The 12,033-nt window shown below is 52.5% G+C and carries 10 protein-coding genes; all 10 read right to left on the reverse strand.

Features of this window, described 5'->3' with window-relative positions:
• Positions 1-10: 10 nt before the first annotated feature.
• The 10 genes from murC to rsmH are packed head-to-tail and all read right to left on the reverse strand — an operon-like array spanning position 11 to position 12,032.
• Positions 11-1,459, reverse strand: a complete 1,449-nt coding sequence (gene murC / locus R6U90_RS03215; protein WP_410351223.1) for a UDP-N-acetylmuramate--L-alanine ligase — start codon at positions 1,457-1,459, stop codon at positions 11-13.
• Positions 1,452-2,540 carry an undecaprenyldiphospho-muramoylpentapeptide beta-N-acetylglucosaminyltransferase gene (gene murG / locus R6U90_RS03220; RefSeq protein ID WP_410351224.1) on the reverse strand — a complete coding sequence of 363 codons (1,089 nt, stop codon included), beginning with the start codon at positions 2,538-2,540 and terminating at the stop codon, positions 1,452-1,454. The genes murC and murG overlap by 8 nt, the downstream gene beginning before the upstream one ends.
• A complete protein-coding gene (gene ftsW / locus R6U90_RS03225; RefSeq protein ID WP_410351225.1) occupies positions 2,537-3,742 on the reverse strand; it encodes a putative lipid II flippase FtsW in 1,206 nt (401 codons plus the stop codon). Before ftsW ends, murG begins: the two co-directional genes overlap by 4 nt.
• Positions 3,742-5,100, reverse strand: coding sequence for a UDP-N-acetylmuramoyl-L-alanine--D-glutamate ligase (murD, locus tag R6U90_RS03230; protein ID WP_410351226.1), 1,359 nt, complete (start codon positions 5,098-5,100; stop codon positions 3,742-3,744). The genes ftsW and murD overlap by 1 nt, the downstream gene beginning before the upstream one ends.
• A 25-nt stretch (positions 5,101-5,125) precedes the next feature.
• Positions 5,126-6,208, reverse strand: coding sequence for a phospho-N-acetylmuramoyl-pentapeptide-transferase (gene mraY / locus R6U90_RS03235; RefSeq protein ID WP_410351342.1), 1,083 nt, complete (start codon positions 6,206-6,208; stop codon positions 5,126-5,128).
• The gene (murF, locus tag R6U90_RS03240) at positions 6,208-7,551 is read right to left on the reverse strand and encodes a UDP-N-acetylmuramoyl-tripeptide--D-alanyl-D-alanine ligase (RefSeq protein WP_410351227.1); all 1,344 of its coding nucleotides are present in this window, start codon (positions 7,549-7,551) and stop codon (positions 6,208-6,210) included. Before murF ends, mraY begins: the two co-directional genes overlap by 1 nt.
• Before the next feature lie 38 nt (positions 7,552-7,589).
• Positions 7,590-9,116 (reverse strand): UDP-N-acetylmuramoyl-L-alanyl-D-glutamate--2,6-diaminopimelate ligase, encoded by a 1,527-nt coding sequence (locus R6U90_RS03245; protein ID WP_410351228.1) that lies wholly within the window; start codon positions 9,114-9,116, stop codon positions 7,590-7,592.
• On the reverse strand, positions 9,113-10,840 hold the full coding sequence (locus R6U90_RS03250; protein ID WP_410351229.1) for a peptidoglycan D,D-transpeptidase FtsI family protein: 1,728 nt from the start codon (positions 10,838-10,840) through the stop codon (positions 9,113-9,115). Before R6U90_RS03250 ends, R6U90_RS03245 begins: the two co-directional genes overlap by 4 nt.
• Entirely contained in the window at positions 10,837-11,103 is a 267-nt protein-coding gene (ftsL, locus tag R6U90_RS03255) for a cell division protein FtsL (protein WP_410351230.1), read from the reverse strand. Before ftsL ends, R6U90_RS03250 begins: the two co-directional genes overlap by 4 nt.
• Positions 11,100-12,032, reverse strand: a complete 933-nt coding sequence (gene rsmH, locus R6U90_RS03260; protein ID WP_410351231.1) for a 16S rRNA (cytosine(1402)-N(4))-methyltransferase RsmH — start codon at positions 12,030-12,032, stop codon at positions 11,100-11,102. The genes ftsL and rsmH overlap by 4 nt, the downstream gene beginning before the upstream one ends.
• Position 12,033: the final 1 nt, after the last annotated feature.

Raw genomic sequence — 12,033 nt, forward strand, 5'->3', positions numbered from 1 at the left:
TAACATCGTGTTAGGTTGCATTTAATTGCTGTTCGAGTCGGGCCGCCACGGCGCCGATATTCCCCGCTCCAAGAGTTAACAAAATATCCTGATCCTGTAATACCCCATTCAGCACTGCCGGTAACTCATCAAGTTGCTCGACAAACACCGGCTCCACCTGACCCCGCATACGAATCGCACGGGTTAATGAACGCCCATCGGCGCCGGTAATTGGTGACTCCCCGGCGGGATAAACCTCGAGCAAAACCAGAGCGTCTACTTCGGACAACACCCGGGTAAAGTCCTCGAATAAATCCCGGGTACGGGTATAACGATGAGGCTGAAATACGACCACCAGGCGTCGCTGCGGCCAACCAGCGCGGATCGCCTGAATAGTTGCCGCCACTTCGCGCGGGTGATGTCCATAGTCATCGACATGAATGACACGCCCCCGATCCACCTGGTATTCACCATAAATCTGGAAACGGCGTCCGATACCCTGAAAATTGTCCAGTGCCCGTGCAATCGCCTGATTGTCGATGCCAATTTCATGTGCCACAGCAATTGCCGCCAGAGCATTGAGTACATTGTGATGTCCCGGCATATTCAGCGTAATTTCAATCTCTTCCCCGCTGCTGCGTAACATTACGGTGAAATGAGTCTGGTTTGCCGTCTGGGTAATATTGACTGCCCGGACATCTGCTTCTTCATTCAATCCATAGGTAATCATCGGACGACTTATCACGGGCATCAGATTACGGATTTCTTCATCATCAATACAAACAACCGCCAATCCGTAAAATGGGAGATGATGCAAGAATTCCAGGAACGTCTGGCGAAGTTTTTCAAAATCGCCACCGTAAGTTTCCATATGATCGGCATCAATATTGGTCACAACTGCCATCATGGGCTGCAAGTGCATAAAGGAAGCATCGCTTTCATCCGCTTCGGCTACCAGGTAACGTCCTGCACCCAGACGAGCGTGAGTCCCGGCACTGTTGAGGCGCCCGCCAATAACAAATGTCGGGTCCACGCCACCTTCGGCCAGAACACTGGCAACCAGACTGGTCGTGGTAGTTTTGCCGTGGGTGCCGGCCACCGCAATGCCGTAACGAAACCGCATCAGCTCTGCAAGCATCTCCGCTCGCGGAACAACCGGAATACGTTGTTCCTGTGCCGCTTTCACTTCCGGGTTTTCCGAAACAATGGCACTGGAGACCACCACGACATCACAGTTGCAAATATTTTCCGCCGCATGTCCCAATGTGATACGGGCGCCGAGTTGGGCGAGATGACGCGTCACCGCATTTTCATGAATATCCGAACCGGTCACTTCATAACCCAGATTCAGCAGTACTTCGGCAATCCCACCCATACCGACCCCGCCGATACCGACAAAATGAAGACAGCTGATCCGCCCCATACCCGGTTCGCCATGACTGCTCGGCAGATCGGTTATACGTCGTGCCTGTTTAGACATGCATCACCTCCAGGCAGTGTTGCCCTACCAGCCGGGTTGCATCCGGCATAGCCTGCTGTCGTGCCTGCTGAGCCATCGATAGCAGCTTTTCTCGACCCTGTTCAAGTAACTCACGCAATACCGAGGCCAGTTGTTCGCCTGTAAAATTTGCGGCAGAGATCACTCTCGCCGCATCCGCCCGTTGCAGGTATGCTGCATTGGCGGTTTGATGGTCATCCACCGCATAAGGATAGGGGACAAGTACCGAACCCACTCCGGCCGCGGCCAGTTCCGACACGGTCAGTGCTCCGGCACGGCAAATCACCAGATCCGCCCAGCCTAATGCCGCGGCCATGTCATCGATAAACATCGTAATCTGTGCTTTGACACCGGCTCTGTTATAAGCATCCTGTGTGGCTTCCAGTTTTTCGCGCCCGGCCTGATGCTGTATGGCCACCGGGATATCGGCAGCTAGCTGTGCGATTGCCGCCGGCACGGTTTCATTGAGCGACTGCGCACCAAGGCTGCCTCCGATGACCAGTATCCGGATCGCTCCTCCATGGGTGGCGAAACGTTTTGCCGGTTCATCGAGCGCGACAATCTCTCGACGAATCGGATTGCCGGTATGTAACGCCCGATGTTTCCCGAAACTGTCCGGGAAGGCCTCCATTACCTGCAGAGCCAGATATGAAAGCAGGCGGTTGGTCAATCCGGGAATGGCATTTTGTTCGTGAATCAGTAACGGCCGGCGCAACAACCAGGCAGCGAGGCCACCTGGCCCGGTAACAAATCCACCCATCCCCAGAACTGCATCAGGTTTCAGCCGTAGACAGATAATCAGAGCCTGCGCCAGGGCATAAAACAGTTTGAACGGAGCCAGCAGCAATCCTGGCCATTTTTTGCCTCGCAGGCCACTGACTGAAATAAAGCGGATATTAAAACCTGCCTGGGGAACAAGCTGTGATTCCATACCCCGCCGGGTTCCGAGCCAGATAATTTCGATACCCTGCTCCTGCAAATAGCGAGCAACCGCCAGGGCCGGGAAGACATGGCCCCCGGTCCCTCCGGCCATAATCAATATACGTCGGGAGCCGTGTTTCATGCACGCCTCCCTGCAGGCATCGGATTACGACGATCATATTTACGGGTTTCGTAGTCAATGCGCAGCAACAACGCGATGGCTACACACATGACCAGCAAACTGCTGCCACCGTAGCTCATCAGAGGCAAGGTCAGGCCCTTGGTAGGCAAGACACCCATATTGACACCAATATTGATAAACGACTGCAGACCAATCCAGATACCAAGGCCGTACGCGACATAACCGGAGAACGGTTGCTCGCGTTTCTCGGCACGCCGACCGATACTCAGCGCCTTGAAGACCAGAAACAGATAAGCCAGGATAACCAGTATCACCATGAACAATCCAAGCTCCTCGGCCATCACAGCAAACAGAAAGTCGGTATGCGCCTCCGGCAAATAAAACAGTTTCTGAATACTCGATCCCAGGCCAACACCCAGCCATTCTCCGCGGCCGAAGGCGATCAATGCCTGAGTCAGCTGAAAACCGCTGTCATAGGGATCGGCCCAGGGATTGAGAAAGGTGGTCAGACGCTGTAATCGATACGGCGAAGTCAGGGCGAGCAGGGCCAGCGCCCCGGCCAGCGACATCAGCAATAGCATAAACTGGCTCAGACGTACTCCACCGAGCCACATCATGCCGAAAGCAGTCAGGAACAGCACCACCACCGCACCATAATCCGGCTCCAGCAACAGCAGCAGTCCAAGCAAAGTCAATAACACCAGAGGCCGCATAAAACCCATTACACGCGAGCGAACCTCGCCATGATGGCGAACCAGATATCCGGCCAGATAGATAACCGAAAACAACTTGACAAGCTCGGAGACCTGTAAAGAAAGCGGGCCAAGCATGATCCAGCGCTGACTACCGTTCACTTCACGGCCCAGCCCGGGGACAAACACCAGCATCAGTAAAAAAATGCTTAACAAGATTAATGTCAGACCACTCTTTTCCCAGGTTTCCAGGGGTATGCGCAAAACTACCGCCGCAATCAGCAAGCCCAATGCCATATAGGCAAACTGTCGCCAGAAAAAATAAAAAGGATCGTCAACCATTTTATCGGCAATGGAGGTCGACGCGGATCCAACCATGATCAGCCCCAGGCCCAACAAAAACAAAGCAACCCCTAGAAGTTGTTTATCAAGAACAGCAAAAAGCCGTACCTGCTCGCTCTTTCCACCAGCTTTGCTGAACAATTTTTTGACAGGGCTCGCTAAAATCATCACAGGCTCCTGACACTCTTGGTAAATGCTTCACCACGCTGTTCAAAGCCGCTAAACAGATCAAAACTGGCACAGGCGGGAGACAGCAACACGGTGTCCCCGGTCTGAGCAAGTACCACCGACTTGTTAACCGCATCCTGCATCGAACTGGCATCTTCGATTTTCACCAGACCTGCCAGTTCCTGTTGCAACAAGGGGGCATCTTCTCCTATTAACACGACGGCTCTTGCCCGACGCGCAATCACGTCTCGCAAAGCCCTAAAATCCTGCCCTTTCCCCTGTCCTCCCAGGATGACTACCAGCTTCTCGCCCGGCACGCCCTGGATAGCCGCTATTGCTGCCCCCACATTGGTGGCCTTTGAATCATTAATCCAGGTTACTCCTGCTTTTTTCCGAACCCACTGGCAACGGTGTGGCAAGCCTGCAAAATCCCTTAATGCCTCGAGCATGGCAGGAAGCGCCAGCCCTGCAGCCTCACCCAGTGCCAGTGCCGCCAGGGCATTGGCCAGATTATGTTCACCTGTAATTTTCAGTTCATCGCAGGCGATCAACGCCTGTTCACCTCGACATAACCAACGCTCATTCTGTTGCACGCAAATTCCATACTGATCAGCTTTCGGCATGTCGAGACTGAAACTGATCAGTTTGCGGCCAGCGGCAAACAGTTGTGCTGTGGCCATCACATGTTCATCGTCGGCATTGACCACCAGTATGCCGGAACCATAGAAAATTCGTGCCTTGGCAGCGGTGTAATCCGCCAGTGTGTCATACCGGTCCAGATGATCCTCGCTAATATTCAGTAACACTGCCGCGATTGGATCGAGCGATTCGGTCGTTTCAAGCTGAAAGCTGGAGAGCTCCAGTACACAAACCTGGTTATCTTCCCGCAACAGATCCAGTGCCGGTGTGCCGATATTGCCGCCGACGCCCGCCTTGATACCGGACCGGTTAAACATTTCACCGACCAGCGTGGTAACTGTGCTCTTACCATTGGACCCGGTAATCGCTATCACCGGAACATCAACGAACCAGGCGAACAGCTCTATATCGCCAATAATCCGGGCGCCCCTGGCACGGGCTTCAACAATTAAAGCTTCGCGCAGAGAGACACCCGGGCTCACGACAATTATATCCGCGCGACGAAACGCCAGCTCATCAAAACCGCCAAGGAATAAAGCCGTTTCTGGTAGCTCTTGCTGCAGCCTGGTCAGAAAAGGAGGTTCTGTGCGACTGTCGGTAATCGCAACATCAGCATCACAGGCAGATAAAAAATGCGCGCAGGAGAGTCCGGTCTTGCCAAGACCGACAATCAGGACTTTTTTGTCCTGTAGATACTCTGCTGCTTCCTTTGACTTCATTGTTATGTCCAGCGCCAACATGTTGTTAACGAATTTTCAAGGTTGCCAGACCGATCAAAACCAGAATGACAGTAATAATCCAGAATCGAACAATAACCCGGGGCTCCGGCCAGCCTTTTAATTCAAAATGATGATGCAATGGTGCCATTCGAAATATCCGTTTTCCGGTCAGCTTGTAGGATAAAACCTGCAGAATGACCGAAAGGGTCTCGACCACAAATACCCCACCCATAATAAATAACACCAGTTCCTGTCTGACGATAACCGCCAGAACGCCCAGTGCGGCCCCCAATGCCAACGCGCCGACATCGCCCATGAATACTTGAGCCGGGTAGGTATTGAACCAGAGGAAACCCAGCCCTGAGCCCACCAGAGCGCCACAGAAGATCACCAGCTCGCCGGATTCCGGAATGTTGGGAATTTGCAGGTATTCGGAAAAACCGGCGTGTCCGGAGGCATAGGCAAAAATACCCAGAGCCCCGCCAACCATTACCGTGGGCAGAATCGCCAGACCATCCAGCCCGTCAGTCAGATTGACCGCATTACTGGAACCGACAATTACGAAGTAGGTCAGCAGGACATAACTGACCATACCCAGTTCAATTGAAATACTTTTGATAAACGGCATTATGAGATGGGTCTCAACCGGTAACGCTGTTTTGTAAAGATATATACCTACTGCAATAGCAATCACAGACTGCCAGAAGTACTTCCAGCGCGCCGCCAATCCTTTTGGATCTTTTTTGACGAGTTTTTTGTAGTCATCAATCCAGCCGATAACACCAAACAGGAATGTGACCAGAATCACCACCCATACATAATGGTTGGTCAGATCAGACCACAACAGAGTACTGACCGCGATCGCAACCAGAATCAGTGCCCCTCCCATGGTAGGCGTGCCGGCCTTGGTCAGGTGCGTCTGCGGACCGTCATCACGAATTGGCTGCCCCAGATTGAATGTACTCAGGCGACGTATCATCGAGGGCCCTACCACCAGGGAGATTAACAGAGCGGTCAAAACCCCGAGAATCGCCCGCAACGTCAGGTAGTTGAAAACATTGAAGCCGCTGTAGAATTCCTGCAGGTATTGTGTCAAATGATAAAGCATCATCCACCCCTGTCATTTTCTGCGGCACACGCGTCAACAACACGTTCCATGTGCATCTGACGCGACCCCTTGACCAGCAGTGTGACATCCTGCTCAAGGTCGTTTTGTATTTGTTCTATCATTTCAGCATGGCTGTCAAAACAATAAGACGACTCGCCGAATGCCGTTGCCGTATGGCGCGCCAGGGCGCCAAGAGTATACAGACGTGCCACCCCGCTTTGCCGTGCATATAAACCGGCATCTTCATGCATCACATCAGCCTCGCCTCCCAGCTCACCCATGTCGCCCAGAGCAAGATAGCGCTTGCCCGGAAATTCGCTCAATACATCCAGCGCGGCATACAAAGAGGTGGGATTGGCATTATAGGTATCATCAATAAGACGACTTTCCTTGATACCTTCTTTCAACTGCAATCGCCCGTTAACCGGCGACAGACTTTCAAGACCCTGTTTGATTGCATGTAAGGGAATATTTATTGCTACGGCAGCGGCTGTTGCCGCCAATGCATTAAGCGCATTATGTTTACCCAGCAACTTGAGGCTGACGGCTACCTGACCCTGTCCGGTGGTAATGGTCAGTTCCTGCCCGGTCTGCTGGATCTGGATAGCGGCATTGACTTCCGGCTCATCACCAAAGCCAAAACCAATAACTTGTCGATCGGCATTTAACTGTTTCCAGTAATCTGCATACTTATCTTCATAATTAACAATCGCGACACCATTATTGCCGAGCCCGGAATAAATCTCGCCCTTGGCCTGCGCGACGCCCTCGACACTGCCAAATCCTTCCAGATGCGCCATGCCGGCATTCGTAATTACCGCCACATCCGGTTGTGCAATACTTGTCAGGTAACCAATCTCGCCGTGATGATTGGCCCCCATTTCGATCACCGCAAAAGCATGTCGTTCATCAAGTTCGAGCAACGTTAAAGGCATGCCGATATCGTTATTCAGGTTGCCATATGTGGCCAGCACTGTTCCCTGGCAGGACAAAATCGCAGCTAACATCTCCTTGACGGTGGTTTTACCATTACTACCCGTAATCCCGATTACTTCAACGGATAATTGCCGGCGCCATTGTGCCGCCAGCTGGCCCAGGGCGAGCCGGGTGTCCGGAACAATGATCCCATTAATTCCCTTCACAGGTTTTTCTATCAAGCAGGCTACTGCGCCTTTTTCCATAGCCTCGCTAACAAAGTTATGCCCATCAAAATTCGGGCCCTTGAGCGCTATGAATAATTGCCCCGGTTTGATTTGTCGCGTATCTGTAGAGACACCACGAAAATCAACATCAGCGCCAGGATAATCAGCCCCCAGAAATTCTGCCGCCTGTGACAGACTCATGTGAATGCCCCGTGCAGTATTGTCTTCCCTGTATGCCATTATGCTTCTAACCGCTTCAATTGCAGTTGTGCCTCGGCCAGATCACTGAATGGCCGCATCTCATCGCCAACAATCTGGTTATTTTCGTGTCCTTTCCCGGCAATCAATATGACATCCTGTGATTCTGATCCCTGGATCACGGCCTCAATCGCTCTTTTCCGGTCCTGCTCAACATAAGCCCGATCCGGCATTCTCATACCTGCCAGGATCTGTTCGATAATATCGACGGGGTTATCATGCCGTGGATTATCATTGGTCACGATCACCCGATCAGCATACTGCTCGGCAATCTTCCCCATTAACGGGCGTTTTTGTTTGTCTCGCTCTCCACCACAACCGAACACACAGGATAAAGTACCTTTGGTGTGCTCGCGCAAGGCACAAAGAACATGCCGCAGCGCATCCGGCGTGTGTGCATAGTCAATCACAACCAGTGGAAGTTCACCGCCGCCCAGTGTCTCCATACGACCACTGACCGTGCTGACATGAGCAAGCCGTTCCAGTGCTTCGTTAAAAGCCATTCCTCTGGCAAGCAGCACCCCCAGTGCAGCCATCAGATTGCTCACATTGAAGTAACCCAGTAACGGGGTTTCTATCTGCCCTTCCCCAAAAGATGATTTCACATCAAACCGCAAACCTTCCGGCAAGGCTTCTATCTTTTCCGCCAACAGCCCGGGTTCGTATTCCTTTTGTGTTCCGTAGCTAATCACCTTTACCGATCCATCAATAATCGCCAGCAGCTCGCGTCCGTAAGGATCGTCCTGATTGACTACCGCGGTTTTCAGTCCGGGCATACGAAACAATTTTTGTTTGACCGCCGCATAACTGGCCATATCACCGTGGTAATCCAGATGCTCATGGGTCAAATTGGTAAATACTGCACAGTCAAACCGGATATTGTCGACCCGTTGTTGATCCAGCGCATGAGAAGAGACTTCCATGACGACGCTGTCGGCACCCTGATCCCGCATTGTCGCCAACCAGTGGTGATTGGCGATCACATCCGGCGTGGTATGCCCTGATGCTTCGAGTTGCCCGTATAACCCCCGCCCGAGAGTACCGATCACCCCGCAGGCTTGCTTCTGACTCAGGCTCTGGGCCACAAACTGACTGCAGGAAGTTTTGCCGTTGGTACCTGTGATTCCGACTACAAATAGTTCAGCGGAGGGACTGGCATAAAAACGGTCGGCCAGCATTCCCAGCTTGCCGGACAGATTCTTGATCGCCACTACAGGGACTGTCTTACCTGATTTCGAGGTTTGCCAGCCCAGCGGGGTGACAGCACCGTCGTCATTGCGCATCTCGCGCAATACGGCCGTTGCTCCGCGGACAATAGCCTGTTCTATATAGTCTTCTCCGTTAACGCTCAGGCCTCTGCGTGCAACGAACAGAGAATCTTCGCTAACCTCACGGGAATCGGCAGTCATGTGCTTGAGTTCGTAATCCAGACTCGCCGGCACAGATATAATTCCGTCCAGCAATTTACCCAGAGTCATTACAATTTGTTTGACCTGTGCCGGCATCATGGATGCTCTCCCGCCGTTGTCTCTGTCAAATCAGCAAACTTGAATGTATTTGACTCGACATTATCCGGTGCAATATCAAACAGGCGTAACGCACCTCCCATCACCCGGGAGAAAACCGGAGCGGCCACCTGTCCCCCGTAATAATCCTCGCCAGACGGCTCATCGACGGTCACCACCATGGCAATGCGCGGATTACTGGCCGGCGCCAGTCCGGCAAAGACTGAGATATATTTTTCCGCAGTATAACCATCCGACATGACTTTCTTGACAGTCCCGGTTTTACCGGCAACCCGATAACCGGGAACACTCGCGCGTGTTCCTGTGCCACCTTCATTCGTCACTGTCTCCAGCATGCGAACCATTATCCGGGCAACATCTTTATCGATAACTCGCGTACCTTTGACGGTTTCATTCACACGTACAAAACTGACCGGCTTGATTACACCTTGATTGGCAATCGCGGCATAGCCACGTACCAGTTGCAAGGGTGTGATTGCCATTCCGTAACCGAAGGCCATGGTAGCCTGCTCAATCTCACGCCAGTTGGATGCCGGGTTCAAAACACCACTGGCTTCACCGGGAAAACCACTACTGGTCATCATCCCGAACCCGAGCTTGCTGTAAACACGCCAGATTTGTTCTGCCTTCATGGACAGCGCCAGTTTACTGGCCCCGACATTACTGGACTTCTGGATGATACGGGTGAGGTTAATCCGTCCGTAGTTACGAATATCGCGAATGGTATTACGACCGACCTTATAATACCCCGGAGATGTATCGATTACGCTGCCGACGGTATATTTATCACTTTGTAGTGCAGCCACAACGGTAAAGGGTTTGATAGTCGAACCCGGTTCAAACACATCGGTTACTGCACGATTACGCATTCTGTAGCTTTGCAAATTATTACGATTATTCGGATTGAAAGCCGGTTGATTAACCATCGCCAGCACTTCACCGGTTTTAACATCCAGAATCACGGCCGAGCCGGACCTGGCGCGATTGTTGATAACCGCACGCTTGAGCTCGCGATAAGCAAGATATTGCAAACGGCGATCGATGCTCAGAGCCAGGTCTTTTCCGGGCTGCGGTTTTTTCAAAAGCTCCACATGCTTGACAATACGCCCCAGCCGATCACGCATAACCCGCTGGCTGCCAGCTTCACCGCTCAACCATTTATTAAAGGCCAGTTCCAGTCCTTCCTGCCCCTGATCATCAATATTGGTAAAACCGACCACATGCGCGGCCACTTCACCCATGGGATAATAACGATGATACTCGCGTTGCAGCGAAACTCCGGGTATACCGAGATCCATAATCCGGTTTGCCAGAGCCGGCTCGACATGGCGTTTAATATAAACAAACTCACGATTGCTGCGTTTAGCAATGGTTTTGACCAACTTCTGCACATCGATATCCAGCATGTCGGCCAGCTGGCTCCATTGTGACCTGACCGAGACAAACTCCGCCGGATTCACCCATACCGAATCAACCGGAGTACTGATCGCCAACGGTTCACCATGACGATCAGTCATCATTCCCCGATGAGCCGCCAGCGGCAATTCACGCAAATGGCGGGCATCTCCCTGGTTTTGTAAAAAAGCTTTATTCACCACATGCAGATCAACGGCGCGCCATAACAGCAACAGTGTGATCGACACTAAAGCCAGCATCACCATGATCAGGCGAAATACCGAAGCCGGATTGTAAACTTGCTGTTTCATGGCTTGAGGATGATAACCTGTTTGTAGTCCAGTGGTTTCATGTTCAGTTTCTTTCGCGCAAGTTCCTCAATACGTCCATGCGTGGCCCAGGTGCTTTGTTCCAGCTGCAATTGTCCCCATTCAACATTCAGTTCATCCCGCGTCTGTTGGAGTTCGGTCAGTTCAACAAACAACTTGCGGCTATAATGCGTTGAATACACAACCCCGATAGCCGAAGCAAGTACAGCAAAAATCAGCGGGATCACTAGCCATGCGGCTTTCATGACAGCTTTTCCGCAACCCGCAATACAGCACTTCGCGCACGCGGGTTGGTTTTTACTTCCTGCTCGCTGGCCTGCTGCGCCTTACCTATCAACTTCATTTTGGGGTTGAGTTGACTCTGGGTAACCGGCATGTCGATCGGAAAATCATCACCTTTGCTCTGCTTGCGCATGAACTGCTTAACCCGACGATCTTCCAGTGAATGGAAACTGATCACGACCAGCCGACCACCCGCCACGAGCAGTTCGGTAACCTGCGACAGGCACTCATCCAGCTCATCAAGCTCATGGTTGATATAAATCCGAATCGCCTGGAATGCCCGAGTGGCAGGGTCCTTACCCTTTTCCCACGCCGGATTGGCGGCCGCGACAATTGCCGATAGCTGACCGGTCGTTGTGATCGATTGCTCACTTCGTGCAGCCACGATGGCCCGGGCGATCCGTTTGGCAAAGCGTTCCTCGCCATAATCCTTTAATACGCGGGCGATTTCCTTTTCTCCTGCCTCGGCCAGCCATCGAGCCGCGGTCGGACCGCGGCTGGTATCCATGCGCATATCCAGTGGCCCGTCCTTCTGAAAACTGAATCCGCGAGTAGCATCGTCGAGTTGCGGCGAGGAAACCCCGAGATCGAGCAGGATCCCGTCGACCTGATTCCAGCCCTGCCCGGCAATGTGGGGCGCCATATGGGCAAAAGAGTCCTGTACCATATGAAAACGTGAATCGTGAGAGAATCGGTCCTGTGCGATACGCAGAGCCTCGGGATCCTTGTCAAAGGCGAGCAGACGACCCTCGTCACCCAGGCACGCGAGTATGGCCGCACTGTGGCCACCGCGTCCGAAGGTGCCGTCGATATAACGACCGTCCGGTTTGATATTCATACCCCTTATCGCCTCTTCCAGCAGAACGGGCAAATGTTCCTGTTTGCCGTTCATG

It is taken from the genome of Thiohalophilus sp. (assembly GCF_046483665.1).
Classification (GTDB): domain Bacteria; phylum Pseudomonadota; class Gammaproteobacteria; order UBA6429; family Thiohalophilaceae; genus Thiohalophilus.

Coding starts and splice junctions, on each gene's coding strand:
- murC (WP_410351223.1), bottom strand. CDS start 1,459: ATGTCTAAACAGGCACGACGTATAACCGATCTGCCGAGCAGTCATGGC.
- murG (WP_410351224.1), bottom strand. CDS start 2,540: ATGAAACACGGCTCCCGACGTATATTGATTATGGCCGGAGGGACCGGG.
- ftsW (WP_410351225.1), bottom strand. CDS start 3,742: ATGATTTTAGCGAGCCCTGTCAAAAAATTGTTCAGCAAAGCTGGTGGA.
- murD (WP_410351226.1), bottom strand. CDS start 5,100: ATGAAGTCAAAGGAAGCAGCAGAGTATCTACAGGACAAAAAAGTCCTG.
- mraY (WP_410351342.1), bottom strand. CDS start 6,208: ATGCTTTATCATTTGACACAATACCTGCAGGAATTCTACAGCGGCTTC.
- murF (WP_410351227.1), bottom strand. CDS start 7,551: ATGAGTCTGTCACAGGCGGCAGAATTTCTGGGGGCTGATTATCCTGGC.
- R6U90_RS03245 (WP_410351228.1), bottom strand. CDS start 9,116: ATGATGCCGGCACAGGTCAAACAAATTGTAATGACTCTGGGTAAATTG.
- R6U90_RS03250 (WP_410351229.1), bottom strand. CDS start 10,840: ATGAAACAGCAAGTTTACAATCCGGCTTCGGTATTTCGCCTGATCATG.
- ftsL (WP_410351230.1), bottom strand. CDS start 11,103: ATGAAAGCCGCATGGCTAGTGATCCCGCTGATTTTTGCTGTACTTGCT.
- rsmH (WP_410351231.1), bottom strand. CDS start 12,032: ATGAACGGCAAACAGGAACATTTGCCCGTTCTGCTGGAAGAGGCGATA.